This is a genomic window from Ectopseudomonas chengduensis, from assembly GCF_900102635.1.
Lineage (GTDB): Bacteria > Pseudomonadota > Gammaproteobacteria > Pseudomonadales > Pseudomonadaceae > Aquipseudomonas > Aquipseudomonas chengduensis.
Map to the genome: position 1 here is coordinate 121,644 of NZ_FMZQ01000015.1, position 26,064 is coordinate 147,707.

The window sequence follows — 26,064 nt, forward strand, 5'->3', positions numbered from 1 at the left end:
GCCGACGCGGCCGCTTGCCGCGCTCACGAACCTGACCTCACGAAGGAGTGGCAGGTGCGCGGCATGCCTGTGTTCCCCAGGCGCGTGCGTAGTTGCCTCATGCACGTCCATGATCGAAGCGTCCACATCGGCATCTCCCCTCTACAACTACCGCGTCGTGCGTCAGTTCACCCTGATGACGGTGGTGTGGGGAATCATCGGCATGGGCCTGGGCGTGTTCATTGCGGCGCAACTGGTCTGGCCGGTATTGAATTTCGATCTGCCCTGGACCAGCTTCGGTCGCGTACGGCCGATGCACACCAATCTGGTGATCTTCGCCTTCGGCGGTAACGCGCTGTTCGCGACCTCACTCTATGTGGTGCAGCGCACCAGCCGTGTTCGCCTGATCTCCGATAGCCTCGGCGAGTTCGTCTTCTGGGCCTGGCAAGCCGCGTGCGTCGCCATGGTGGTCAGCTACGCGCTGGGCTACACCACCTCCAAGGAATACGCGGAGATGGAATGGCCGATCGCCGCCTGGGTGACCCTGGTCTGGCTGGCCTATGCCTACCTGTTCTTCGGCACCATCGCGTATCGCAAGGTCAGCCACATCTACGTGGGCAACTGGTTCTTCGGCGCCTTCATCATCGTCACCGGCATGGTGCACGTGATCAACCACGCGCTGGTGCCGGTGAGCCTGATGAAGTCCTACTCGGTCTATTCCGGCGCCACCGACGCGATGATCCAGTGGTGGTATGGGCACAGTGTGGTGGGCTTCATCCTCTCGGTGGGCTTTCTCGGCATCATGTATTACTTCGTGCCGAAGCAGGCCGAGCGGCCGATCTATTCCTATCGCCTGTCCATCGTGCATTTCTGGGCGATCATCTCCCTGTACATCTGGGCCGGCCCGCATCACCTGCACTACACCGCACTGCCGGATTGGGCGCAGAGCCTGGGCATGGCGATGTCGGTGATTCTGCTCGCGCCCAGCTGGGGCGGCATGATCAACGGCATGATGACCCTCTCCGGCGCCTGGCATAAGCTGCGCACCGATCCGGTGCTGCGCTTCCTGGTGGTGTCGCTGGCGTTCTACGGCATGTCCACCTTCGAAGGTCCGATGATGGCCATCAAGACCGTCAACGCCCTGTCCCACTACACCGACTGGACCATCGGCCACGTACATGCCGGCGCCCTCGGTTGGGTGGCGATGATCTCCATCGGCTCGCTGTATCACCTGATTCCGCGGCTCTACGATCGCAAGCAGATGTACAGCGTTCGGCATCAGGTGCCGCGGCCAGGGCTGCGGGAATCAGGAGGAGGGACGCCAGGGCGAGCCCCAAACGTGATACTGCGTGTCGGGACACTGTCATGACGTCCTCCAGGACGCTAGGTTACTTCTGGCTAAGAACCCACTCGGCGAGGATCTTGGCTTCTTCTTCGGTTACAGCATTTGGCGGCATCGGGATCGGACCCCAGACGCCCTGGCTGCCGTTCTTGATGTGGCCGGCAAGCATGTCGGCTGCGCCTTCCTGGCCCGCGTATTTGGCGGCGACTTCCTTGAATGCCGGGCCAACCAGCTTGGCATCGATGCTGTGGCAGGCTGCGCAAGGCTTGCTCTTGAACAGCGCTTCGCCGTCCTGAGCAATCGCCGGTTGCAGCATCAGCGCGCCGCTCAGGGCGAACAGCGGAACCAGGATTTTTTTCATGAGTACTTCCTCAAGGCTAATTGAGGGGAGGATCTGAGCCCGCCCCGGTGGAAAAACCCAGCAACAAATGTACTGGGTGGATGCACGTTAAATTTACCGATATGGGTAAGCAAGCTTTTGTTCCGGATCACTGTTTCCATTCGCAGGCGATGCATCTCCCGGCGCAAATGTCATTGCGGCGACAAGTTGAGCATGAGCCAGCGCGGTCGGGTGAGTCCTTGACTGGGATCAACCTAACAGACCGTTGAAAACCCGTTGCGTTGGCAATGTGGCGCGGGAGCGGCCTGTTACGGCGCAAGCCTCGTCTTGCAGGGTGCTGTCGAAGCGGAGCGGGCCGGCATTGCGCCGGCTGTTGCCGCTGTCACCCACGACCGTGACGCGCGGGCCGCTTTGCTGCTGGCTGATTTCGGGCTGCGAATAGACCGGCTGATGATTGCGGTACTGGCTGCTGTTGGCCGGAGCGACCCGAATCGAAGTCATTTCTTCGCCTGAGCTGCAGCCGCGATCCGAAAAGGTGATTTTCCCTGTGACGGGATCGACACACTTTTGTACCTGCGCCGAGGCCGGCAACGCCCAAGCTAGGGACACAAGCAAGGCGCTGGTAGCCAGCAGAGGATTTCTGAAGTGTTTTTGGATTGCCATTTGACTCTTCCCTGTGTTCATCAATGGATGAACACAAGATAGGTCATTCGGTCCGCATCCGGAATGGGGCGCTGGAACGGCGTGGCGACCCCACCGCACCAGCCAGACCTCGGCTCGTGCCGGTGACATCCGCTAGGCAACTCCAGCCACCAAGACGAAGGGGAAGTTATTCGTAGCCGCGTCAACTCAACCAAGGCTTTGCTTGCCGTCAACCATTCGCCGTCGCCGCCGCCTCAACGCATAATCTTGGATCTTTTGTTCGAGACGGACCTTGGCGATGCTCAAAAACCTATGGCGTTGGTTCAAACGGCCAAAAAACCCGGCCGGCTATGTCTATTACGCACGCCTGAAGACTAACTGTGGGCTTTTGTACAAACTCGGCTACACCAAAAAGCCCAGTCTCAAGGAACGCCTCGCCTACGGCGGGCACGGCGATGAAAAGATGATTGACCAAGAGTTCTTCTTTACCTATTGCGAAGACGCCTGGGACGTCGAACAAACCCTGCTTGAGCACTTCACCCGTCAGCGCGCCTTTGGCAAATACAGCAAAAATGCTCGCAAGCCGCTGTGCGGTCGTGGCCAGACAGAGCTGTTCGCCCACGACATACTGGGGTTGGATGAAAACCTCTACATCAAGCCCGATGCGCAGACGCTGGCAACAATCCGGGAGCAGAACAATGATGTGGGAGGCGGCTGCCTATTCGTATTCCTCGGCCTAATCCTAGTGCCTTTCACGCTCGGGCTATCGCTTCTGTTCATAGTGGGCGGATTAAGCGGGATATTCGGCAGACCAGGGGGTATCAAAAATTTCGCCGCCCAGTACAAGCAAAGGCCTGTTCATCCGCCTGCCATTGCTGATCTCATCAAGAGCCTTAGTCAGCCTGTGTCCGATTCGGTACAGCCCAAGGCGCTCCCCACTAAGTGTTGATCTGGACTGGATTCGCGAAACGATGGAGCTACGCACGAAGAAAATGTGGGGACAAGTGTGGGGATAGAGAATGCAGAATTCATATTACCCTTTGATATCAATAGCTTGAACAACTAAAACGCCGGCCACAAGCCGGCTTTTTTATTGCCCGAAGAAATCCAGCAAGATCCTACAGCCCTAGAAAATACGCGCCTTACAGCTTAGGGTCTGTCCCAAGACATCCCGTAGCCATCCATAAAATCAGCAACCAAGGTGTGGGTCAGAGTGTGGGTTGAGGGGGTGTGTTGGAGTAGGAGCGAGTAATAGGCAAGCTGACCAGCAAGACCGTGGAGTCGATAGCCAAGGCTGCAACGCCAGGAAAAACCAATGATGGCGATGGCCTGTACTTCCAGGTATCCAAGAGCGGCGACACCAGCTGGATCTTCCGTTACAAGCTGGATGGCCGCAGCCGCGAAATGGGGCTAGGCCCCTTCCCTGCCGTCACACTCGGCCAAGCACGGCAGTTGGCCGCCGACCAACGCAAGCTCCTCGCCTCCGGAAGCGACCCACTGGCAACCCGCGACGCGGCAAAGGAAGCCAAGCGCGAGGCCGAACGCCAGGCCGCAGCACGTCGCACGACGTTCGAAGATCTCGCTCGCGAATACCAACAGGCACATGGCGGCAGTTGGTCTGAGAAGTGGCGGAAAGGCTGGCTACGCAAGTTGGAGCTCTACGCCTTCCCGACCATGGGCAAGCTGTCGGCTGACATCATCAGCACCGAGCATGTGCTTACTGCATTGCAACCCATCTGGGCAACCAAGACCCGGACTGCTGATGAAATCAGGGGCCAGATCGAGCAAATACTGGATGCAGCCAAGGCCAGGCGCTTACGCGAGGGGGACAATCCTGCCCGCTGGCGCGGACACTTGGACAACCTGCTGAGCAAGGCAGAGAAAAAGAAGGCCAGGCAGCGCCAGCACTTTCCAGTACTGCAATGGAAAGACACACCGAAACTTATAGCCGATCTGCTCAACATCGATACACGTGACGCCATCGCAACCAGACTGCTGATTCTGACCGGCGCTCGTTACCACATGATCCAACACTCAATGGCCCGAGTTTGACCTCGAAGCAGGCTGGGCAAAGTTCTGCACAAGCCAGCCATGACGCCGCAAGAGGATATCCGCAGCATCTACAACTACACTGAAACCAACCTCCAACACGACACTCAATGGCCGTTTTCATTGTGACTATGGCGCTGGGGTGACGGGGTGATTTGACGCAGCGCGGGAGTATCTGCTCTATGTCATGCCAATCAGCTATATGACACTAACCACGCAACGTCACTATCGGTACGCTCCAATGGATCAGATTCTCTCTTTGCTGTCGGAAACCATCCCCAAGGCGCAAACGCTGGAGCAACTGGCGCGCCCTTTGTTGTCGCTGCTTAACCAGTTCACCGGCATGGAGTCGACCTACCTGACCACTATCGACACCGAACAGGGCGTGCAACGCGTCGAGTTTGCACGCAATGCGGGCGCAATGATCATCCCGGAGGGGCTGGTCGTACCCTGGGCCGATACCCTGTGCAAGCGAGCCCTTGAAGAGAACCGTCTTTACTCAGACAACGTTGCCGAGTGCTGGGGCGACTCCGACGCGGCCAAGGCTCTGGGCATCAAGACCTATCTGAGCGCACCTATCAGATCGCAGGATGGCCGCGTCCTGGGCACCGTCTGCGCGGCAAGCTCGGCTCAGGTAGCCCGTCCAGCCAATGTGGAGCCGTTGCTTGCTCTGCTGTCGGGCTTGCTAGGTTACGCCCTGGAACGCGAGCTATTGGTCGCACAACTTCAGGCCGCCAACAGCGAACTTGGCCGGCTAGCGCTGACCGACCCGCTGACTGGACTCGCCAATCGGCGCGGCATCATGCGTGACCTTGTACAGCTGTTCGCCTTGGCTCAGCGCGACAGCAAGTATGTGCTCGTTGCCGTCATCGACTTGGATGGATTCAAACTCATCAACGACTGCTACGGCCACCAGGCGGGTGATCAGTTTCTGCTTGGTATCGCCACTGAGCTGCAGCGCAGCCTTAGAACCTGCGACATGGTCGGCCGCATCGGCGGAGACGAGTTCATCGTCATCGCCCTGGGCAACACCCTCCAGCGCCCGGACTCTGCGCAAGAACTCCGGGATGCAGCCTTGCTCATGCAGACCCGCTTGAGCAAGGCCACTATTGGCCAGTATGACCTGGGTAACGGCCTGCCTCCCTATGAGTATCAGGGTGCGAGCGTTGGGGTAGTGGCAGTGATGCCTGATGGCACCACCGCTGAAGAGGCCATCAGGCTGGCGGACAACGAGATGTACCAGGTCAAGCAACAACGCAAACAACAAAGGTCATAGTGCAATTACCAGCTGCAGCCCTGAACACCCAGCACCACGAAGTGGACCGGGTTCTACCCCGTTAGCACGGACCTGATCTAGCAGCCTGTTGAAATTCGCCGCGATGATTACGTCCACTGCTTCTGGCAGCAGTGGTCGCGCTCGTTTACTTCCCGTTTAGGGCGCCAATCGATGGAAATAGCCCGATTTGGCGTGCTCCAGGCGCACCTTCCCCGTCAACGCGCTCATGCCATTGAGCCTGTAGCCAGCAGCTTCGGCAGGCGCACCAGGTTGCTTGCCGCCATGGCCAGCTGGAACAGCGCGTCGACACGCTCAAGTCCGCGTTGCTTCACCTGGCGCAGCCCGGCCGCCGCCTTGAGCCAGCCGAAGTGGGTTTCGATCCAGGCGCGAATCTTCAGGCTCAGACCATATCCGGCGTGGCGCGTGGTACGGCCATCGATGGCGCTGCGCCGACCATTGGTGTTCTGCGCAACATGGGGTGTCACGCCGAGGGCACGACAGGCGGCCACGAAGTCTGCCGTGTCGTAAGCCTTGTCCGCGGCCAGGGTGCGGCGACGGCGACCACCCAGCTTGCTCAGCATCGCCAGCGCGACTTCGCGTTCGCCATGGCCACCGGCCAGAGTCACATGAGCACTGCGCACCAGACCACTGCGGTGTTCCATCAGCACATGCCCCATGTAACTCAGCTGCGCGCCGGTGTTGTGGCTCTTGCGGTACAGCCGGGCATCCGGATCGCTGGTCGAGGCGTGGGTGTCGTTGCTGCGCTTGTGCCCCTTGAAGTCCGGCGGGGCATTGCGCGGGCCGGGGCCCGGGTCGTCTGGCGTATCGTCCTTGGGACGGAAACTCTTCTGAGAGGCCCAGGCTTGCAGCAATGTGCCGTCGACCGAGAAGTGCTCATCCGAGATCAGCCCCTGCTTCTCCGCCAGGCGTACCACCTCGCTCAGAAACTCGGCGGCCACTGCCTGGGCATTGAGGCGGTCACGGTTCTTCGAGAAGACCGAGTGATCCCACACCGGATCATCAATGGCCAGGCCGACGAACCAGCGGAACAGCAGGTTGTAGCCCAGCTGTTCCATCAGCATCCGCTCGCTGCGCAGCGAGTAGAACAACTGCAGCAACTGCGCCCGCATCAGCTTCTCGGGGGCGATCGAGGCGCGGCCGGTGTCGGCATACAAGGTGTCGAACAGGGCGCTCATCCGCTGCAGAGCGGTGTCTGCCAGCTTGCGGATGGCGCGCAGGGGGTGAGTCGCTGGCACAAAGTCATCAAGCTTGGCGACAGTGAACAAGGATTCCTGTGTGATATCGGCGCCACGCATGGAAATCGGGGTTCCCGGCAGATTGGAGCCGATATCGTAAACCTTACACGGCAAAGTCAGACAGGCCGTAGGGGAATTTCAACAGGCTGCTAGCGCCTGAGCTTGCTCGCCGATTCACCACCGATGCCGAAGTGGTTTTTCGGCATTTCGGTGATGATCACGCGCACCCGCTCGATGGGCGCGTCCAGCGAGCGCGACATGGCCTCGCTGACTTCGCGGATCAGGGTTTCCTTTTGTTCGTCGGTGCGGCCTTCGAGGATATACAGCTGAGCGATGGGCATGGCCTCGTCCTTCAAAAATAGTAGCGGCCGGCACGCAAGCCGGCCGCATGGGGTTTAAACGAAGCGCGCGGACACCGAGCCAAGGCCCTGGTAACGCACGGTGATGTTGTCGCCCGGCGCCACCGGCACCGCCGCGGTGATGCCGCCGGTCATGATGAAACTGCCCGCCGGGATATGTTCGCCGCGTTCGGCCAGCAGGTTGGCCAGCATCGCCACGCTGGAAGCAGGATGGCCAAGCACTGCGGCACCGGCACCAAGCTCCACCACTTCGCCGTTCTTCTCCATCACCACGCCGAGGGTGCGCAGGTCCACGTCGGCGACATTGGCCATTTGCCCGCCGGTAATGAAACGGGTCGAGGAGGCGTTGTCGGCGACCACGCTGATCAGGTCAAACTTGAAGTTCTCGTAGCGCGAGTCGATCACTTCCACCGTCGGCACGACGAAATCGGTGGCCGCCAGCACTTGGCCGATATGGCAGCCCGGACCGTGCAGTGGGGCTTTGGTGACGAAGCTGATCTCAGCCTCGATCTTCGGGTGGATCAGTTTGGCGCAATCCACCACGCCGCCGTCGGCGACGCTGAAGTAGTCGGCGAGGAAGCCGTATATCGGCGTTTCCACGCCCATCTGTGCCATCTTCGCCCAGGAGGTCAGGCCCATCTTCAAGCCGACGATCTTGTTGCCGCGGGCCTCCTTGCGCCGGCGGATTTCCCACTGCACGTCGTAGGCGTCGGCGAAGGTCATGTCCGGGTAATCGTTGGTCACCTTGCTGATGTCATGCGCATGCAGCTCGGCGTTTTCGATGTGCTCGGCCAGGGCCAGCACCTGTTCGCGGGTCAGGGTACGGTTCATCAGTTGCGCTCCTTACGGGCGGCCAATAGGTCGAGGGCGACGTCGACGATCATGTCTTCCTGGCCACCGACCATGCGCCGTTTGCCCAGTTCGACGAGGATGTCCACGGCCTTGAGGCCGTATTTCTGCGCGGCCACTTCGGAATGACGGAGGAAGCTGGAGTAGACCCCGGCGTAGCCGAGGGCCAGGGTTTCGCGGTCGACCCGCACCGGACGGTCTTGCAGCGGCCGGACGATGTCGTCGGCGGCGTCCATCAGGGTGTAGAGGTCGGTGCCGTGCTCCCAGCCGAGGCGTTCGGCGGCGGCGATGAACACCTCCAGCGGCGCGTTACCGGCACCGGCGCCCATGCCGGCGAGACTGGCGTCGATGCGGTCGCAGCCCTCCTCCACCGCGACGATGGAGTTGGCCACGCCAAGGGACAGGTTGTGGTGGGCGTGCATGCCGGTCTGGGTTTCCGGCTTGAGCACGGCCTTGACCGCGCGGAAGCGCTCGCGCACGTCCTGCATGCTCAGCGCACCACCGGAATCGACCACGTAGATGCAGGTCGCGCCATAGTTCTCCATCAGCTTGGCCTGCTTGGCCAGATGCTCGGGGGCGATCATATGGCTCATCATCAAAAAGCCGACGGTGTCCATGCCCAGTTCACGGGCGTATTCGATGTGCTGCTTGGAGACATCCGCCTCGGTGCAATGGGTGGCCACGCGGACCACCCGCGCGCCGGCGTTGTAGGCCGCCTTGAGGTCGTGCACCGTGCCGATACCGGGCAGCAGCAGGGTGGCGATTTTGGCGTGGCTGATCACGTCGTTGACCGCCTCGATCCACTCCAGGTCGGTGTGCGCGCCGAAGCCGTAGTTGAAGCTGGAGCCTTGCAGGCCGTCGCCGTGGGCCACCTCGATGGAGTCGACCTTGGCCTGGTCCAGGGCGCGGGCGATGTCCTGCACGTTCTGCAGCGAGTACTGGTGGCGGATCGCGTGGCTGCCGTCGCGCAGGGTGACGTCGGAGATATAGAGTTTCTTGCCGGGGTTGAAGGTCATGGCGATTCTCCTCAGGCCTTGAGCATCGACTGGGCCATGCGCTCGGCAGTGGCCAGCGCGGCGGAGGTCATGATGTCGAGGTTGCCAGCGTAGGCCGGCAGGTAATGGGCGGCGCCTTCGACTTCGAGGAACACCGAGGTCTTCAACCCGCTGAACCGGCCGAGACCGGGGATGTTCAGCGGCGCGGACTCGGGGATCACGTCGAACTGCACCTGCTGCTTCAGGCGATAGCCGGGCACGTAGGCCTGCACCGCCTGAACCATTTCCGCCACCGAGGCCGCGACGGCGGCCTGATCGGCGGCGGCGGACAGCACATACACGGTGTCGCGCATGATCAGCGGCGGCTCAGCCGGGTTCATGATGATGATCGCCTTGCCCTTGGCCGCACCGCCGATCACTTCGATGGCTTTGCTGGTGGTCTCGGTGAACTCGTCGATGTTGGCGCGGGTGCCCGGACCGGCCGACTTGCTGCTGATCGAGGCGACGATCTCGGCGTAATGGACCTTGGCCACGCGGGAGACCGCGGCGACCATCGGGATGGTCGCCTGGCCGCCGCAGGTGACCATGTTGACGTTGAGCTTGCCGAGGTGCTCTTCCAGGTTGACCACCGGCACGCAGTACGGGCCGATGGCCGCCGGGGTCAGGTCGATCAGGCGGATGCCCGGTTTGGCCTGGCGCAGCAGCGCCTCGTTCTGCACGTGGGCACTGGCCGAGGTGGCGTCGAAGACGAAATCGATGTCGGCGAATTCGGGCAGCTTGATCAGCCCTTCGACGCCGGCATGGGTGGTCGCCACGCCCATGCGCTGGGCGCGGGCCAGGCCGTCGGAGGCGGCGTCGATGCCGACCATGGCGCCCATTTCCAGGTACTTGGCGTTGCGCAGCACTTTGATCATCAGGTCGGTGCCAATATTGCCCGGACCGATGATCGCGACTTTGAGTTTCTGGTTCATCTGCAAGCCTCCAATTTAGGTGAAGCGCACGGAGGCGCTGCCGATACCGCCGATGTCGACGCGCATCACGTCGCCGGCCTTGACCGGCTCCAACGGCACCAGCGAGCCGGACAGAATCACCTCGCCGGCTTTCAGCGCGATGCCGAAACGGCCCAGGGTGTTGGCCAGCCAGGCCACGCAGTTGACCGGCGAACCGAGCGCCGCAGCGCCGGCCCCGGTGCTGATGATGTGGCCGTTCTTTTCCACCACCATGCCGCAGGTGACCAGGTCGACCTGGCGCGGCGATACCGCCTGGTCGCCGAGCACGAACAGGCCGCAGGAGGCGTTGTCCGCCACGGTGTCCTGGATCTTGATTTTCCAGTCGCGGATGCGCGAATCGACGATCTCGAAACAGGGCATCACGCACTCGGTGGCGGCCAGTACGTCGGCGTTAGTCACGCCGGGGCCGATCAGGTCCTTCTTGAGGATGAAGGCGATCTCGCCCTCGGCCTTGGGCTGCATCAGTCGCTGGCTGATCGGCACCGCTTCGCCGCTGTTGAACACCATGGCGTCGGTCAGGTAACCGAAGTCCGGCTGGTGCACGCCCAGTATGTTTTGCACCGCCTTGCTGGTCACGCCGATCTTCTTGCCGATGATCTTCTCGCCGGCCGCCAGGCGTCGTTCGAGCATGCGCAGCGAGATGTGGTAGGCGTCGTCGACGCTGATGTCGAAGCCACGCTCGGTCAGCGGGCTGATCGCCTCGCGGTTGAGCATGGCCTGGTACAGCTCGTCGCCGAGCGCGTTGATCATTATCTGGTCCATGTCGGTCTCTCTCAGGAATGGCGGGCGTCGGCTTCGGCGAGGAAATCCTCGACCAGGCGGGCGAAACGGGCGGCGTGTTCGATCTGCGTCCAGTGGCCGCACTGGCCGAACACGTGCAATTGCGCGCGGACGATCCACTCGGCCAGCGTCAGCGAAGCGGCCAGGGGGATCACCTGATCCTCGCGGCCATGGATCACCAGGGTTTCGTGGGGCAAGGCGCGGATCTGCGCCTCGCTGCTGGCCAGGCCATCGACCCAGCGCTGGCGCGGTGCGGGGAACATCTGCGCGAACGACTCCTGAAAACCGGGGCGGATGCTGGCCTGGTAACGCAGCTCAGCCAACTCGTCGGTGACCAGGCTGCGGTCGTAGGCGAAGGTGTCCATCAGCCGGCGCATGGCGGCGAAGGACGGCTCATAGCCCCACACATCATCCAGGCCCGGGGTGATCGGAAAGCTAACCCCGGCGCTGCCCATCAGCACCAGCCGGCGCACTCGCTCGGGGTGGCGGATGGCCAGGGCCAGGGCCAGGCCGCCACCGAAGGAGTTACCGACCAGGTCGGCCTGTTCGATGCCCAGGGCATCCAGCACGCCAAGCGCGTGTTCAACCCAGCGCTGTTGGTGGTACTGACCATCGACCGGGCGTTCGCTGTAGCCGAAGCCCAGCATGTCCGGGGCGATCACCCGGCGGCGCTTGGCCAGCTCGGGCATCACCAGACGCCAGTTGGCCCAGGCGGTGACGCCGGGGCCGGAGCCGTGGATCATCATCAGCGGGAAGCCTTCGCCGCTGTCGTGCAGGTTGGTGCGATAGCCGGCGGCGAGGATTTCGCGGCCGATTTCCGGGCTGTTCTGGGGTGCGCTCATCACGGCCTCACAACTTCACACAGATGTTTTTCAGTTCGGTGTAGAACTCCAGCGAGTGCACACCCCCTTCCCGACCGATCCCGGATTGCTTGCTGCCACCGAAGGCGGTGCGCAGATCGCGCAGGAACCAACTGTTGACCCAGACGATGCCGGCCTCCAACTGGCCGGCGACGCGGTGCGCGCGGCTGACGTTGTCGCTCCAGAGGGTGGCGGACAGGCCATAGGGCAGACTGTTGGCCAGGGCGACGGCTTCGGCTTCGCTGTCGAACGGACGGATATGGCAGCACGGCCCGAAGATTTCCTCGGTGACCACCGCCGAGTCGTCGGCCAGGCCGGTCCAGATGGTCGGTTGTATCCAGGCGCCACCCGCCAATGCCTCCGGCATCTGCGGCACGCCGCCGCCGGTGACCACGGTGGCGCCGTCGGCGACGGCTTGCTGGTAGTAGGACAGCACCTTCTCGCGGTGCTTGAGGCTAACCAGCGGGCCGAAGTTGCTGGTCGGGTCGTCCGGCGGGCCGATCACCAGGCTCTCGGCACCGGCCTTCAGGCGGGCGACAAACTCCTCGAAAATCGAGCGCTCGACATACAGCCGCTCGGTGCCCAGGCACACCTGACCGCAGTTGGCGAAGGCCGAGCGCAGCGTGCCTTCGATGGCCTTATCCATGTCGCAGTCGGCGAAGACGATGCCGGCGTTCTTGCCGCCCAGCTCCAGCGAGACCTGGCGCACGCCTTTGGCGGCGGCGCGCATGATCAACTCGCCGGTGCCGGTTTCACCCGTGAAGGTGAAGGCATCGACATCCGCGTGCTCGGTGAGGAAGGCCCCGGCGGAATCGCCACCGAAACCATGCACCACGTTGTACACCCCGGCCGGCACGCCGGCGGCCTGCATCACCTCGGCGAGCAGGGTGGTGGTCAGCGGGGTTTCCTCGGAGGGCTTGACCACCACGGTGTTGCCGCAGGCCAGGGCCGGGCCGACCTTCCAGGTCATCAGCAACAGCGGCAGATTCCACGGGCTGATCACCCCGATCACCCCCTTGGGGCGGCGCACCGCGTAGTTGATCGCGCCGCTGCCGTCCGGCGTGGCCATCTCGAAGGCTTCGCTGGGCACGTTCTTCAGCAGGTCGGCGAACACCTTGAAGTTGGCCGCGCCGCGCGGAATATCGATATGCGACGCCAAGGATTTCGGCTTGCCGGTGTCCAGGCATTCGGCCTCGAGGAACTCGTCGAAGCGCGCGGTGATGCCATCGGCCACGCGGTGCAGAATGTCCGCGCGCTCGGCCACGCTCATCGCGCCCCACGGTCCGCTCAGCGCGGCACGTGCGGCCTGCACCGCGGCATCGACCTCGGCGCGGCCGGCCTCGTGCACGCGGCCGATCACCTGGCCGTTGGCCGGGTTGATGTCGTCGAAGGTGCGACCGCTGGCCGAACCGACGAAGGCACCGTTAATGAAGTGCTTGATCTCTTTCATCTGCGCAATCTCTGCAAAAAGGCGAGCCGGGCTTTCAGGTGAGCACGGTCAGGAAACGTTCGTTGAGCACCCGGTCGTGGTAAAAAATGGCCTTGCCCAGGTCCTTGGCCAGCCAGGTCACGGGCTTGTGGTCCTGGTAGTTGTAATCGCCACCGCAGAACACCTCGTTGCGGTTACCCGAGGGGTCGAAGAAGTAGATGGTCTTGCCATGGGTCAGGCCGTGGCGGGTCGGGCCGATGTCGATCGAGGTGTCGGTCATGGAAATCAGGTCGGCTGCGCGCAGCACGTCTTCCCAGGTTTCCAGAAAGAACGAGGCGTGGTGGAAGCGGCCCTTCTCCGTGTGCTGGATGAAGGCCACGTCGTGGGCCTTGGTCGACAGGCTGAGGAACTGCGCGATGCGCGTGCCGTTGTCGTCGACCACCTGTTCGGCCAGGTAGAAACCGAGCACCTCGGTGAACAGCGCATAGGTCGCCTGCAGCTCGTCGCCATACAGCAGGCAGTGGTCGAAACGCACCGCGCGCATGCCCTTGAGGTTGCGCGGCCAGGCTTCCGGATTGATCTCCTCCAGCCCCCATTTGCCGGTGTACTCCTTGTCGGCGTAGAGCTCGAAAAAGTGTCCGGACGGCGCCTGGAAGCGCACCCGCCGACCGCAACCCTTGAGTTCGCCGGCGGGGATGGTTTCGATCAGGCAGCCATAATTGAGCAGATCCTGGGTCAGGCGGTTCAGGCAGTCCTCGTCGATCACCTTGAACCCCATGAAATCCATGCCCGGCTGATCGGCCTCGCGCAGCACCACGGAGAATTTGTCGACCTCGGTCCAGGCCTTCAGGTAGACGCGCCCTTGCTCGTCGCGGTCCATTTCGATCAGACCGAGCAGGTCGCAGTAGTGGGCCAAGGCGCTATCCAAGTTCAGTACGCGAAGCTGGACGTGACCGGGGCGCATTACGCCTTTTTTCATGACGACACCTCTTGCTGGTTCTTGTTGTTGTGGTCGCCCGGGCCTTGGCGGCGCAGGCATTCGATGCTCAGGTCAGTCTGGGGAAACAGTTGGCAGGCCAGGGCCAGGCCCTGCTTGGCCGCCTCCGGCGGCACATGGCTGCAACTCATCTTGTGGCACTGGTAGCTGCCGCTCAGCACGCGCACCTTGCACAGGCCGCAGCCGCCGCCGCGGCAACCGACGGGCACGCAGCGCTTGCCCTGTTGCTCCATCGCACTGAGCACCGACTGGTCGGGCAGGCAACGGAACGTCTGGCCGCTGACCGTTTCGCGAATCTCATAACCGGCACGGTTCATGGTTCACCTCAGATGCGCTTGAACAGGGCCGAACGGCTGCTCTCGCCGGCCCCATCGGCGGCGGTGTAGAAGCGCTCCATAAAGATGTCACGCTCGAACAGCCGGCCTTGCATCAGGGTGGTGATGGCCGCGTCGATCATCGGCGGCGGGCCGCACAGGTAGGCTTTTTGCCCACCGAAGCGGCCGTCGAAATGCGCCTTGGCGGCGTCGTGGACGAAGCCCTTGAAGCCTTGCCACGTCGGGTCGTCGCTGGCCTGGCTGAGCGCCGGCACATAGCTGAACTGCGGGTGCTGCGCGGCCAGCGCCTCGAACAGCTCGCGGTTGTACAGCTCGGCGACATTGCGCGCGCCCTGGAACAGGGTGATCTGCCGCGTATCGCCGCGCTCAAGCAGATCGAGGATCATCGACTGCGGGCTCGATAAGCCCGAGCCGCCGGCGATGAAGATCAGGTCGCCGGGCTGCGAGTCGCGCACGAAGAACTGCCCATAAGGTCCGGACAGCTCCACCGAGTCGCCGACTTTCAGTTGTTTGTGGATAAAGCCGGTGGCCGCACCGCCCTCGACCAGGCGCACGTGCAACTCGACTTCGTCGTTCCGGCTCGGCGGGTTGGCCAGCGAGAAGGCGCGGGTGCCGTCGATGCCCGGCAATGCCAGGTTGACGTACTGCCCGGCCTGGAACGGCATGGGCCGATCCAGCTTGATGTGCAGGCCCTTGATGGTCGGCGACAGGTCAACTAGGGCGCTGACCACCCCCCGGTAATCCTCCACCGGATGGCCGAGGAAGTCCGGGTCGGCATCGACGTCGGCTTCGATCACCAGGTCGGAGAGCGGAATGGCGCAGCAGGCCAGCACCTTGCGCTCGTCGCGCTCGATGTCCATCAGGGCGAACGGCGAGGCTTCGCCGATATCCACTTCGCCCTCGACCACCTGCACCTTGCAGGTGGCGCAGGTGCCGTGGCCGCAGGCGAACGGCAGCCAGACGCCCTGGCGCAGAGCGGCCTGGAGGATGGTCTGGCCGTCCTCCACTTCGATCACTTCGCCGGTCGGTTCAATGGTGACGTTGTAACTCATGGCACACCTCTCAGCTGCACGAACCCTGAACGCCGTTCAAGCCTGGCGTGCTCAGGCGCAGCAGGCTCTTGTGGTCAATACCGTTGGCTTCCAGGCTGGCACTGGGATCGGCAGTGAACGGCTGGCCATTGAGCTGCCACACAGCCGCGCTGAAATCGATGCGCGCGCTGTCTGGATGGGCCTTGATCGCCTCCATGAACACCTGCTCGAGGAACGCGCCGAAGGTCATCGCCGGGGCGACGAGAAAGGCGAAGGGCGAGCAGAACATCAGGTGTTTTTCCCAGTAGACGTAGAGCATCTGCATGCCATGGAAATTGGCTTGCAGGTCGCGCGGCGTGGCGCGGTATTCGCTGATCGCATTAACAGTCATTAGCTGACCCTCTTGTTCTTGGAATCGGGGTGGTCAGGGGCGGCAGCGCCACCCCGACCCGGGGTGACGCATCAGGCGGCGTCGCGCGTGTTGCCCGCACCGGCGGGCACTGCCGGAGTGCCGAGTTTTTTCCAGGCCAGCCAGCGCAGGTACTCGGGCGAGCCGACGTACTCGAGGTTGTCCACCCCGTTTTTCAGGTGGTAGTACTTCTCCACCACGGTCTGCACATCGCCGCCCTCGCAGTTGCCCTGGTAGATCTGGTGCACCGGCAGCCAGGCCTGGATGTACTTCTCCGGCTCGTGCTGGAAGATGTCGCAGCAGCCATCCGAGCAGAAGTGATAGCGCTCGCCCTCGTGCTCGATCTGCCGGTGGCTGAGGGTGGTCGGGTCGTCCGGCTCGGTGAACAGCGCCGGCACTTGGCACACTTGGCACAGCTGCGGCAGGGTGTAGTTGTAGAAGCGCTGGCCTTTGGCATGCTGCTCCTGCCAGTGGTCGAAACGCGGGCGGTAGTACTTGTCGAAGCTGTCCGGGTACTTTTCCGCGAGCCACTGCTGCTCTTCCTGGCTGGGAATCCAAGTGTGGAAGTTGGTGGCATGGCAGTACTGGTAGAAGGTCGCCCAGATCTGGTGAGTGATGTGTTGCTTGCCGATGGTGGCCTGGTCCTGGTACTTCGGCGGGCGGATGCCGTAGCGCTCGAGATCCTTGAACAGCGCGCCGCCATTCTGCTCGTAATACACCTCCCAGGCTTCGGCCCAGGACATCACTTTGTTCGGCAGCATGTAGTCCATCATCATGCCGACCAGACTGAGCAGGCGATAACCGCGCCAGAACCACTTGTCGATCCAGCGCTGGACGATCGGCACGTTGTCTTCGTGCTGTTCGAGCATGAACTTGATCACTTCCAAGCCGAGGGTCATGTGCCGCGCTTCGTCCGACTGCGCGGAGAAGCCGAAGGTGACCGTGGCCATGTCGCCGTTGTAGGCGGCGCCGGACATGAACGGCACGAACAGCAGGTTGGTCAGCACGTACTCGAAGGAGAACGAGATGGCGGTGAGGAACTCGAACGGGCCGGCCGAGCGCGCGTCGTCGAAGAACGACTTGGGTACCGAGAGGAACCACACCCGGTCGTGCATGTGGGCAAAATCGTGCAGGCCGTTGAAGTGCTTGTTGTAGTGGCTCATGGCGTGCAGCTGGGTCTGCACGTGACGCAGCTCGTCAATCGACTGCATCTGGCAGGCTACCCGCGCACCGGCACCACTGAAATGCCGGCCAACCTTGGCATAGCCCTGAAACGCGCCGTATTCCAGCGGCGAAACACCGGTCAGAAACAGCTTGAGGGCGTTGACGTAGCGCGCATCGGAAATATTCAGGTGGCCGTTGTTCTGGGCGAAGGCGTCGAAGATGGCGTACAGCTTCTTCTCTTTCTCGGCCTGATACTTCCAGTAGGCATCCATGGTCAGGCGGAAGGGATCTTCCCACTTGTCCCAGTCGGTGATCTTGATCCCCTCAAAGCGTTCGTAGGGAAAGATGTCTTCCTTCTTCTGGTAGCTCGGTTCCCAGGCCATGTCGCGGGTCAGGTACTGGTACTTGTCTTTCAGGCTGAGTTTTTTCTTCTGAGTTGTCATGGTCTGCCTCCTAGTTCTTCCACTCGAGGACGAAGCTGTCGTCGTCCTCGGCCACGTTGCCGCCGATGCTTATCACGTCGATGAGCATTTCCTGGACGTCCCACTCGCGACCGATTATTTCCTCCACTGTCGTGCGGCGGATTTCCAGGCGCTGCTCGGCCTGGATGCGGATCATCGCGGGCTGGTACTGAACCTCGGCGTGGGGGTTGTCCTGGATGATGGCGTCCACCAGGTAACGGGCGTTGTCGTTGTCCTGGAATACGATGAAAGCCAGTTGTTTCATGCTGGTACTCCGGGGCTGCGCAGCCCAAGTTTGTGCAGGCGGGCGGCCAGCGCGGCACGCACGTCGTCGAGGGCGGCCAGGCCGGTGGCCGCTTCGGCCAACGGTTGCAGTGCGGCATAGGCGCGCGGTTCCCAGGCATCCACCCAGGTCTGGATCTGCGCGTGGTTGTCCGCGCTTTCGGCCAGCACCACCTTGAGCATGGCGTCGACCCAGCGGGTGCTTTCGGCGTACCAGTCGCGCATGAATTCGGTGAGCATCGACACGTCGCCAGCGCCCTCTTCGCCCAGTTGCTGATCGAAGCGCTGGTACATCAGCGGGTAGCTCATGCCGTCGAGCAGCAGGTTCTGCGCCAGGGTCAGCTCGAACCAGTCCTTGATCACCAGGCTGTCTTCTACGTAGCGCCGCAGGCCTTGCCAGATCGGGTCGTCCATCCAGTAAGCCTTGGCCTGATCCAGCGCACTGCCGCTGCCCTCGCCGAGCAGCAGGCCGATGCGTGACAGGTACTGGCCAATGCCCAGACGATCCATGGCCTGATAGATGTGCAGTTGGGTCATGGTGCCGGCGATGCAGTCGCCGGCAATGCCGCTGTTGTTCATATTGGCGCCCATCTCGGCGTGGCGCAGCGGCACCAGGCAACGCAGGATCTTGTGCTGCAGCGCCTCGGGCAGGCGGCTCAACAGGCCACGTTTTTCACAGAAGCCGTAGGTATGCTCGGCGGCTTCCTGCATGCGCGCCCGGGCCTGCACGTAGGCACCGTAGAAGTACTGGCGCGGGTCGGTGACCGCGTGCCAGTCGGCCATGCGGATCGCCGTACGGCTGGGGTCGTTGAGTTGGCGCTGCGGCTCCCACAGCGGCCGGTAGTGGAAGTTGGTAGTCGGTTCGATGTCGTAGCTGGCTTCCTGATAGCGGCTCGCCGGCTTGTCACCGAAACGGCGCTGCAGGTTGCCGTAGGTGTGGCGGAGGGTTTCCACCGTATTGGTCTTGATCTCTACGCTCATTTCAAACGTACCTTCTTGTTGTTGTGTGTGTTCGGCTGTCGCTCGGGCTTACTCTCGATCGTTTGCCTCGCGTCGTCCGACATCGCCGTAGCGCCACTTGGCCGCGTCTTCATCCACCGCTTGGCACATCGCCGCGTCCATCTGCACCACACGCTGGCGCTGGCAGAACGTGGCGAAGGCTGCGCGTGGCAGTACCAGCTCGACGAACAGCTCCGGATGACCAATGGCGAAATCGAATTCGACGAACCTGGCATCCGGCTCGCTGCGCACCCGGACAAACCGGGTCAGCTGATCGAAGGGAATCTCTGGGTCTTTCATCTCGGCCGGTTCCTGGCTGGTTGCTGGCCAAGGCGCTAACGCAACGCCTGTGCCAAGGCGTCAAAAAAGAACATAAGTATTTGTATTTAAATGATTTTTAATTTATTGAACGGCACCTGCAACACGCCGTGAAGGCAGGCGCCACACGGGCTTTTTGAGCATTTGCTCAATTGCTTCGCCGCACTTGAGCAAATGCTCACAGCCCCTGCGCAGGGCAACCGATGGCACAGCCCCGGATACTCGTGCCTTTCATCATTTGGTTGACTTTCATCTGCCGAAAAAGGCGAATATGGTGAGTTGGCGTTGCGCCAACACGGCCGGAAAGGCCGCCTGGAGTGTTCGCTGAATACATCGACTGCCGTGTGCTTTCCAGGTGTTTCAGCGCCCCCTACAACAATAAATCAGGGGATTTGAGTTCATGCCTATCCGCTATAAACCCGAGATGCAATACGCAGACTTCAAGGACCTCACCAGCCTCATCCACTTCCAGAGCACGGAAGGCAAGATCTGGCTGGGCGAGCAGCGCATGCTGCTGTTGCAGGTTTCCGCGATGGCCAATTTCCGCCGCGAGATGGTCAACACCCTGGGCATCGAGCGGGCCAAGGGATTCTTCCTGCGCATGGGTTACCAGTCCGGACTGAAGGACGCCGAACTGGCCTGGAAGCTGCGCCCGAATGCCAGCGAGTACGACATGTTCCTCGCCGGCCCGCAGCTGCATTCGCTCAAGGGCCTGGTCAAGGCCCGCCCCACCGAGGTCGATATCGACAAGGAAAGCGGGCGCTTCTACGTCGAGGTGGAGTGGATCGACTCCTTCGAGGTGGAAATCTGCCAGACCGAGCTGGGGCTGATGCAAGACCCGGTGTGCTGGACTCTGCTCGGCTACGCCTGCGCCTATTCCTCGGCGTTCATGGGCCGGGAAGTCATCTTCAAGGAAGTCAGCTGCCGCGGCTGCGGCGGCGACAAGTGCCGGATCATCGGCAAGCCGGCCGAAGAGTGGGACGATGTAGCCAGCTTCAAACAGTATTTCAAGAGCGACCCCATCATCGAGGAACTCTACGAGTTGCAATCGCAACTGGTGTCGCTGCGTACCAACCTCGACAAACAGGAAGGCCAGTACTACGGCATCGGCCAGACCCCGGCCTACCAGACCGTGCGCAAGATGATGGACAAGGCCGCACAGGGCAAAGTCTCGGTGCTGCTGCTCGGCGAGACCGGGGTAGGCAAGGAGGTCATCGCGCGCAGCGTGCACCTGCGTAGCAAACGCGCCGCCGAGCCCTTTGTCGCGGTGAACTGTGCGGCGATCCCGCCGGACCTGATCGAGTCCGAATTGTTCGGCGTGGAAAAAGGCGCCTTCACCGGCGCCACTCAGCCACGCATGGGCCGCTTCGAGCGGGCCGACAAGGGCACCATCTTCCTTGACGAGGTGATCGAACTCAGCCCGCGCGCTCAGGCCAGCCTGCTGCGCGTGCTGCAAGAGGGCGAGCTGGAGCGAGTTGGCGACAACCGCACGCGCAAGATCGACGTAAGGGTTATCGCCGCCACCCACGAGGACCTGGCCGAAGCGGTCAAGGCCGGGCGTTTTCGCGCCGACCTGTACTACCGGCTGAACGTCTTCCCGGTGGCGATCCCGGCGTTGCGCGAACGCCGCGAGGACATTCCGCTGCTGGTTGAGCACTTCCTGCAGCGCTTCCACGAGGAGTACGGCAAGAGAACCCTCGGCCTTTCGGACAAAGCCCTGGAGGCCTGCCTGCATTACAGCTGGCCGGGCAATATCCGCGAGCTGGAAAACGTCATCGAGCGCGGCATCATCCTCACCGAACCGAACGAAAGCATCAGCGTGCCGGCGCTGTTTCCACGGCCGCCGAAAGAAACGTCGATCGACAGCGAGCGAGTGTCATCGGACGGCGTGCTGATCCAGCCGGACAATGGCCAGGGCAGCTGGATCAGCCAGTTGCTGGGCAGCGGCCTGAGCCTCGACGAGATCGAGGAAAGCCTAATGCGCGAAGCCATGCAGCAAGCCAAGCAGAACGTCTCCGGTGCTGCCCGCCTGCTGGGGCTGAGCCGCCCGGCTCTGGCCTACCGGCTGAAGAAGATCGGCATCGAGGATTGAGTCGCCATTTACCAGCTCCAATACTGCTGAGGTTGCATTCGTACCCTGACGAAACCTCAGCGCCTCGCTTAGGGAAACGCTGAAATAGTCGGGCGCAGGCGCGACAGCAGCTTTATCACTGCACAGCGCTGGCGCAGGCCCGCAGGGGAATAATCCACAAGCTGCGTAGTACCTGGGCTCCCGCCTGCGCGGGAGTGACGGTAAATGGCCTTTGCAGAACTTCCTTAGTAATGCGTATGCCTCGTAGGCGTCTGCCCAAGTCACCTGGTGCGACTCAGGCAGGCGCCCATTGAGGCGGCTGGAGCAGACTCGCCGCTGTCCGTGTGCCGCGGCGTAGCGCCCCAGCAAACAGCCAGCGCGAGCGGTAGCGGGCGTTCAGACAACGCCTTAGCCGTTCAGCAAATGTCCAACCAAGGCCTGTTGGCGTTGAGCTTGAGTCTTTACATGTTCGGCAAACTTCAGGGTGTTGCGTAGTTGTTCGCCACCGTGCAACGCCAGCTGATGAATGGCATGCAGCTTGGCGTTAATCTCCTCCGCTGCCAGGCTTTGTTGGTCGCTGGCGCTGGAAATTTGCGTGCTCAACTGGTGAATGCTGGCGGTGCTGTCGAGGATACCCAGTAGCACTGTGGCGGCGCCATCAACCTCGCTAACGCTTGACAGTAGATGACTGCGGCCTTGCTCCATCGTCTGCACCACTTGGCTAGTGCCTTGACGCAGTACCTCGATCATGCCCTGTATCTCGTCGGTAGAACTCTGCGTACGGCGGGCCAACGAGCGCACCTCGTCGGCGACCACTGCGAAGCCACGACCGTTGTCGCCCGCCCGCGCGGCTTCGATGGCGGCGTTGAGCGCAAGCAAGTTGGTTTGTTCGGCAATACTGCGAATCACCTCGGAAATGCGCCCGATATCCTGGCTGTGTTGAGCGAGGGCGGCTACCGCGCTCCCTGAGCTCTCCAGCGTGTCGGAAAGCCGGTTGATGCTCCATCTGGCCCGCTCCATGCGTTGACGACCGTCATTGGTCAATGCTTCGGCTTGCTGGGCCAGGCTGGTTGCGTCGAAGGTGCTTTTGGCGACTTGCTGAGTGGTCGCAGCGAACTCCTCGACGGCCGCAGCGATTCCGGCCAGCTCCTGTTGCTGGTCGTGCGAGGCAGCACTGCTAGCGCCGACCAGACTAGTAGCCTGACCGGCGCCCTCAGCAACCTGACGGCTGCTGTCGTGAATGCGTGCGAGCAAGGCGGCCAGCCTGAATTCCAGCAAGCGCATGGCCAGCTCTATCTGTCCGATCTGATCCACCCGGCCTGTGTAGATCAACTGTTTGATTGGATGCTGCACCAGACTGCGGCTATTGCGCACGAGCGCAGCGAATGGCCGGGCTTGTCGCTGCAGCAGCAACCAGCAGAGTATTGCCGAACCTAGCGTGGCGAGCCCGCCGAGCATGGGCTGCAGACTGATGCTTAGCGCAGCCAGAGGGGCGATTGACAGGCAAGCCCACAGGCTCTGGCGAGACGCCTGACTCGGGTTCGGCCAGCGCAGGCAGGCCGGCTGTCGACCTTGAGCGCGCACACGATAAGTTTCACTTGCGCGGGCAATCATCTGCGGGGTCGGCAACTGGTAGATCGCCTGATACTCGAGTACCTCACCGTTTTCGAGGATCGGGCTGATGTAGACGTCGACCCAAAATCCCTGACCATCGGCGCGGCGGTTCTGCAGCATGCCCATCCACGACTGGCCTTTGTTCACCGTGCCCCAAAGATCCTTGAACGGGCCGGCGTGCATCTCTGGGTGGCGCAGACAATTGACCGGCTGACCGAGCAATTGCCCAGGGCGGTAGCCGGCAAGGCTGGCAAAGGCCGGGCTGACGTAGGTGATGAGGCCGCTGGCGTCGCACAGCAAGAGCAACTGTTCGGCGGGGTGAGCATGAGTGAGTGTCATATTGCACGTCCTTTTTAATGCACTGGCGATCCTGAGATGAGCAGAGATAAGAGCGCCTCTGTACGAGGGATCAATTCCCGGTTGCACGCAGGTACTGCACGCTGAAAATCTCTGGCTTGCTCTGCTCGGAGTCGACCTGGCCCTTGAACTGTCCGGTGGTGCAGTGCATGGCCTGCATGTCGATCATCGAGAAGCTGTCGTCCAGCGCGACTCCGCTGCCCTTGTTGATCGGCAGGTGATGATCCGGGTGCGCCTTGCCGATGGTGAAGGTCTTCCACGGCTCGCCCTGGCGGTCGTAGGAGACGGTGCGCGACACGGCGAAGGTCTGTGCATCCACATAATGGACGCGCTTGGACAGCGGGTGGCGGGCGAACGTATTGAGCGGCGTTGCCTGCAACTGATAGACCTTGCGCAGTTGCCAGGTGATGCGCGGGAAGCAGTTGCCTTTGCCGTCGAAGGCCACCATGCGGTAGCCCTCGCTGTCGGTGCTGCCCTCGTCGAGGGCCAGGTCGTTGTGGTTGTAGAAGGGCATCAACATGAAGCGGGTACCCTGATAGCTCCAGCGCATGTCGGCGATGCGCCCGTTGTAGCCCTCGAAATCCTCGATCATCAGATCGGAGCCCAGGAAAGCGTCGGTCATCTGCCCGGTGGCCAGGCGTCTGACGCGGCGTTGAAAGCCCAGATAGAGCCAGGAGTTGTCGCGCTTCAGATCGTTGTTGAAACGATGAATCAGCAGTTGGGTGTTGCGCAGATCCTGCGGCGAGTCGATGTTGAGGTAGATCGCCCGGAACTTGTTCGACGGGTTGGGGGTAATGGCCGGTAGCGGCGGCTGGTTGACCCGATTGGTGAAGTTGAGGAAGTTCATGGTCATGCCGATGGTGCGCTCCACCTCGGCCGTGTCCATGTTGCGGTACTTCCAGATGAACGGGGAGATGATCGCGCTGTCGCCCCAGTTGTAGCCGTACTTGACGTTCCAGGCGAGTTTCTCCCCGGCGCGCGGATCGGCGGCATCCGGCTCCGCGGGAAAGGGCCGGCCGGCAATGGTGCCGCTGATCTCACCGGGGTTGGCGCCTAGTTTGGCGCTGTTCAGGTGTTTGCGGGTGGCCTCGACGTAGTGGGGGTGCAGGTCGAACGAGGTGGTCGGCGCGACCTCGATGCGAGTCCAGCCCTGGCGGATAAAGCCGAGCATGGCGGGGTCGAGCAGCTCCTTGAAGCGCTCGACGTTGTCGGATTCGATGAGCATGCCGGTGTTCAGACCGTCGGCCTCGGGTATTGCCGCGCGGTAAGGGTAGAAGGCCTTGTCGATGAGCTCGTCATCGGCCAGGGCGGACAGCGGGTGCAGGCTGAGGTAGAGCAAGGCACAAAACAGTCTGTTGTTATTATTCATGGCTGAACCTTTGCTGGAGGGATCCCGCTCGACAGGTTCCTGGCCTGCGGGCACGGCTTCTCACAGCGCCGCCCATGCGGACGGCGCTGTTGGCTGGGCTGCTGGTTGGGAGAAAGGCCCGGCCGCGTCTAACCGGCCGGACCGAGTGGCGCTGCTTAGTTACCGGTGGCGCGCATGTGCTGCACGCTGAACATCTCCGGCTTGCTCATCTCCGGATCGACCTGGCCCTTGAACTGCCCCGTGGTGCAGTGCATGGCCTGGATGTCGATCATCGTGAAGCTGTCGTCGATCGACACGCCGGAGCCCTTGTTCTTCGGCAGGTGGTGATCCGGGTGGGCCTGGCCGATGGTGAAGGTCTTCCACATGCTGCCCTTGCGGTCATACGACACGGTGCGCGGCACGGTGAAGGTCTGCGCATCCATGTAGTGCACGCGCTTGGACAGTGGGTGGCTGCCGTCCACCGGCACCGATTCCACCTCGTAGACCTTGCGCAGCTGCCAGGTGATGTTGGGGAAACAGCCGCCCTGACCGCCGAACGCCACCACCTGGTAACCGTCGCTGTCCTTGTGCGTTTCGCTGTCCAGCGTCAGGTCGTTGTGGTTGTAGAACGGCATCAGCATGAAGCGGGTGCCCTTGTAGCTCCACTGCATGTCGGAAATACGCCCGTTGTAGCCCTCGAAGTCCTCGATCATCAAGTCGGAACCGAGGAAGGCATCGGTCACCTGGCCGGTGGCCAGGCGCCGCACGCGACGCTGGAAGCCCAGGTACAGCCAGGAGTTGTCACGCTTGAGGTCGTCTTCGGCGCGGTGGATCAACAGCTGGGTGTTGCGTACGTCATACGGCTCCTGCACCTTGACGTAGATGCCGCGGAACAGCTGCGACGGGTTTGGGGTGATCGCCGGCGTGGGCTCCTGGTTGACCCGGCGGGTGAAGTTGAGGAAGTGGAAGTCGAACTTGATGGTGCGTTCCAACTTGCCCGTGTTCATGTCGCGGAACTTCCAGTAGAACGGCGAGATGGCGGCGCTGTCGCCCCAGTTGTAGCCGTACTTGTAGTTCCAGGCGAGCTTCTCGCCGGCGCGCGGGTCGTTCGCGTCCGGCTCCTGGGGGAACGGCCGGCCGGCCACGGCGCCGCTGATCTCGCCGGGCTTCGCGCCGAGTTTGACCGTGTCCATGTGCTGGCGGGTAGCCTCGACATAGTTGGGGTGCAGGTCGAAGGAGGTGGTGTCACCGACCTTCAGCTCCACCCAACCTTTCTCGATAAAGCCGTAGAAGGCCGGGTCGAGAATCTCCTTGAACTGGGCGACGTTGCCCTTGTTGATGGTCATGCCGGCGCTCAGACCGGCGAAGCTCGGCTTGTCGTTCTGGTAGGGGTAGAAGGACTGCTGGATCACCGCCTCGTCGGCGGCGTGCACGCCGCTGGTCGCGCCCAGCGTCAACAGGGCCAGCGCCAGGGTGCGGCTCTGCCGGGATTTCTTGTTGTTCATGGCTATT

The 26,064-nt window shown here is 62.2% G+C and carries 24 protein-coding genes and 2 pseudogenes; 5 read left to right on the forward strand and 21 right to left on the reverse strand.

The window, feature by feature from the left end; translation table 11 throughout:
- Window positions 1-109: 109 nt before the first annotated feature.
- Window positions 110-1,252 (forward strand): annotated as a pseudogene (locus tag BLS08_RS21275) (cbb3-type cytochrome c oxidase subunit I); the annotation flags it as partial.
- 115 nt (window positions 1,253-1,367) lie between these two features.
- Here BLS08_RS21275 and BLS08_RS21285 read toward each other — a convergent pair.
- Both BLS08_RS21285 and BLS08_RS26205 read right to left on the reverse strand, forming a co-directional pair.
- On the reverse strand, window positions 1,368-1,682 hold the full coding sequence (locus BLS08_RS21285) for a c-type cytochrome (RefSeq protein ID WP_090337452.1): 315 nt from the start codon (window positions 1,680-1,682) through the stop codon (window positions 1,368-1,370).
- Between the two features lie 228 nt (window positions 1,683-1,910).
- Window positions 1,911-2,324, reverse strand: a complete 414-nt coding sequence (locus BLS08_RS26205; protein ID WP_139204286.1) for a DUF4124 domain-containing protein — start codon at window positions 2,322-2,324, stop codon at window positions 1,911-1,913.
- A 271-nt stretch (window positions 2,325-2,595) separates the two neighbouring features.
- Between BLS08_RS26205 and BLS08_RS21295 the strand changes: the two genes are divergently transcribed.
- The 3 genes and pseudogenes from BLS08_RS21295 to BLS08_RS21305 all read left to right on the forward strand — a co-directional run bounded on the left by BLS08_RS21295 (window position 2,596) and on the right by BLS08_RS21305 (window position 5,628).
- Entirely contained in the window at window positions 2,596-3,252 is a 657-nt protein-coding gene (locus BLS08_RS21295; RefSeq protein WP_167375889.1) for a GIY-YIG nuclease family protein, read from the forward strand.
- Between the two features lie 302 nt (window positions 3,253-3,554).
- Window positions 3,555-4,374 (forward strand): annotated as a pseudogene (locus BLS08_RS21300) (tyrosine-type recombinase/integrase); the annotation flags it as partial.
- A gap of 219 nt (window positions 4,375-4,593) precedes the next feature.
- Complete coding sequence (locus BLS08_RS21305) at window positions 4,594-5,628, forward strand: sensor domain-containing diguanylate cyclase (protein ID WP_167375890.1); 1,035 nt, start codon at window positions 4,594-4,596, stop codon at window positions 5,626-5,628.
- Between the two features lie 224 nt (window positions 5,629-5,852).
- On the opposite strand, the gene BLS08_RS21310 is transcribed toward BLS08_RS21305, so the two are convergent.
- The 16 genes from BLS08_RS21310 to BLS08_RS21385 all read right to left on the reverse strand — a co-directional run bounded on the left by BLS08_RS21310 (window position 5,853) and on the right by BLS08_RS21385 (window position 19,144).
- Entirely contained in the window at window positions 5,853-6,944 is a 1,092-nt protein-coding gene (locus BLS08_RS21310; protein WP_090337460.1) for an IS5-like element ISPa8 family transposase, read from the reverse strand.
- A gap of 89 nt (window positions 6,945-7,033) precedes the next feature.
- Complete coding sequence (locus tag BLS08_RS21315) at window positions 7,034-7,240, reverse strand: 2-hydroxymuconate tautomerase (protein WP_262385274.1); 207 nt, start codon at window positions 7,238-7,240, stop codon at window positions 7,034-7,036.
- Window positions 7,241-7,279: 39 nt separating this feature from the next.
- Window positions 7,280-8,074 (reverse strand): 2-oxo-3-hexenedioate decarboxylase, encoded by a 795-nt coding sequence (gene dmpH, locus BLS08_RS21320; RefSeq protein WP_045736216.1) that lies wholly within the window; start codon window positions 8,072-8,074, stop codon window positions 7,280-7,282.
- Window positions 8,074-9,108, reverse strand: coding sequence for a 4-hydroxy-2-oxovalerate aldolase (gene dmpG / locus BLS08_RS21325; protein WP_090337463.1), 1,035 nt, complete (start codon window positions 9,106-9,108; stop codon window positions 8,074-8,076). Before dmpG ends, dmpH begins: the two co-directional genes overlap by 1 nt.
- Window positions 9,109-9,119: 11 nt before the next feature.
- Window positions 9,120-10,058, reverse strand: coding sequence for an acetaldehyde dehydrogenase (acetylating) (locus tag BLS08_RS21330; protein WP_090337465.1), 939 nt, complete (start codon window positions 10,056-10,058; stop codon window positions 9,120-9,122).
- A 15-nt stretch (window positions 10,059-10,073) separates the two neighbouring features.
- Entirely contained in the window at window positions 10,074-10,859 is a 786-nt protein-coding gene (dmpE, locus tag BLS08_RS21335; RefSeq protein WP_090337468.1) for a 2-oxopent-4-enoate hydratase, read from the reverse strand.
- 11 nt (window positions 10,860-10,870) lie between these two features.
- Window positions 10,871-11,719 (reverse strand): alpha/beta fold hydrolase, encoded by an 849-nt coding sequence (locus BLS08_RS21340; RefSeq protein ID WP_037052691.1) that lies wholly within the window; start codon window positions 11,717-11,719, stop codon window positions 10,871-10,873.
- Window positions 11,720-11,726: 7 nt separating this feature from the next.
- Window positions 11,727-13,187, reverse strand: coding sequence for a 2-hydroxymuconic semialdehyde dehydrogenase (locus BLS08_RS21345; protein ID WP_037052689.1), 1,461 nt, complete (start codon window positions 13,185-13,187; stop codon window positions 11,727-11,729).
- 34 nt (window positions 13,188-13,221) lie between these two features.
- On the reverse strand, window positions 13,222-14,145 hold the full coding sequence (locus BLS08_RS21350) for a catechol 2,3-dioxygenase (RefSeq protein WP_090337470.1): 924 nt from the start codon (window positions 14,143-14,145) through the stop codon (window positions 13,222-13,224).
- Entirely contained in the window at window positions 14,142-14,480 is a 339-nt protein-coding gene (locus BLS08_RS21355) for a 2Fe-2S iron-sulfur cluster binding domain-containing protein (protein ID WP_045736212.1), read from the reverse strand. Before BLS08_RS21355 ends, BLS08_RS21350 begins: the two co-directional genes overlap by 4 nt.
- Window positions 14,481-14,488: 8 nt before the next feature.
- Window positions 14,489-15,550 carry a phenol 2-monooxygenase reductase component DmpP gene (gene dmpP, locus BLS08_RS21360; protein WP_090337472.1) on the reverse strand — a complete coding sequence of 354 codons (1,062 nt, stop codon included), beginning with the start codon at window positions 15,548-15,550 and terminating at the stop codon, window positions 14,489-14,491.
- A gap of 10 nt (window positions 15,551-15,560) precedes the next feature.
- Window positions 15,561-15,920 carry a phenol hydroxylase subunit P4 gene (locus BLS08_RS21365; RefSeq protein ID WP_059392798.1) on the reverse strand — a complete coding sequence of 120 codons (360 nt, stop codon included), beginning with the start codon at window positions 15,918-15,920 and terminating at the stop codon, window positions 15,561-15,563.
- A 71-nt stretch (window positions 15,921-15,991) separates the two neighbouring features.
- The gene (locus BLS08_RS21370) at window positions 15,992-17,545 is read right to left on the reverse strand and encodes an aromatic/alkene/methane monooxygenase hydroxylase/oxygenase subunit alpha (protein ID WP_090337474.1); all 1,554 of its coding nucleotides are present in this window, start codon (window positions 17,543-17,545) and stop codon (window positions 15,992-15,994) included.
- Window positions 17,546-17,555: 10 nt separating this feature from the next.
- On the reverse strand, window positions 17,556-17,828 hold the full coding sequence (locus BLS08_RS21375) for an MmoB/DmpM family protein (RefSeq protein WP_059392796.1): 273 nt from the start codon (window positions 17,826-17,828) through the stop codon (window positions 17,556-17,558).
- Window positions 17,825-18,826 (reverse strand): aromatic/alkene monooxygenase hydroxylase subunit beta, encoded by a 1,002-nt coding sequence (locus tag BLS08_RS21380; protein ID WP_090337476.1) that lies wholly within the window; start codon window positions 18,824-18,826, stop codon window positions 17,825-17,827. The genes BLS08_RS21375 and BLS08_RS21380 overlap by 4 nt, the downstream gene beginning before the upstream one ends.
- Before the next feature lie 48 nt (window positions 18,827-18,874).
- Complete coding sequence (locus tag BLS08_RS21385) at window positions 18,875-19,144, reverse strand: phenol hydroxylase subunit (protein ID WP_045736206.1); 270 nt, start codon at window positions 19,142-19,144, stop codon at window positions 18,875-18,877.
- A gap of 418 nt (window positions 19,145-19,562) precedes the next feature.
- On the opposite strand from BLS08_RS21385, the gene BLS08_RS21390 reads away from it, so the two are divergent.
- On the forward strand, window positions 19,563-21,254 hold the full coding sequence (locus tag BLS08_RS21390) for a sigma-54-dependent Fis family transcriptional regulator (RefSeq protein WP_090337478.1): 1,692 nt from the start codon (window positions 19,563-19,565) through the stop codon (window positions 21,252-21,254).
- Window positions 21,255-21,641: 387 nt separating this feature from the next.
- Here BLS08_RS21390 and BLS08_RS21395 read toward each other — a convergent pair whose 3' ends face one another.
- From BLS08_RS21395 to BLS08_RS21405, 3 genes are all read right to left on the reverse strand, one after another.
- A complete protein-coding gene (locus tag BLS08_RS21395; protein WP_090337481.1) occupies window positions 21,642-23,186 on the reverse strand; it encodes a methyl-accepting chemotaxis protein in 1,545 nt (514 codons plus the stop codon).
- 70 nt (window positions 23,187-23,256) lie between these two features.
- Window positions 23,257-24,573, reverse strand: coding sequence for a DUF1329 domain-containing protein (locus BLS08_RS21400; protein WP_090337483.1), 1,317 nt, complete (start codon window positions 24,571-24,573; stop codon window positions 23,257-23,259).
- Window positions 24,574-24,728: 155 nt separating this feature from the next.
- Window positions 24,729-26,057, reverse strand: a complete 1,329-nt coding sequence (locus tag BLS08_RS21405; RefSeq protein ID WP_090337485.1) for a DUF1329 domain-containing protein — start codon at window positions 26,055-26,057, stop codon at window positions 24,729-24,731.
- Between the last annotated feature and the right edge of the window lie 7 nt (window positions 26,058-26,064).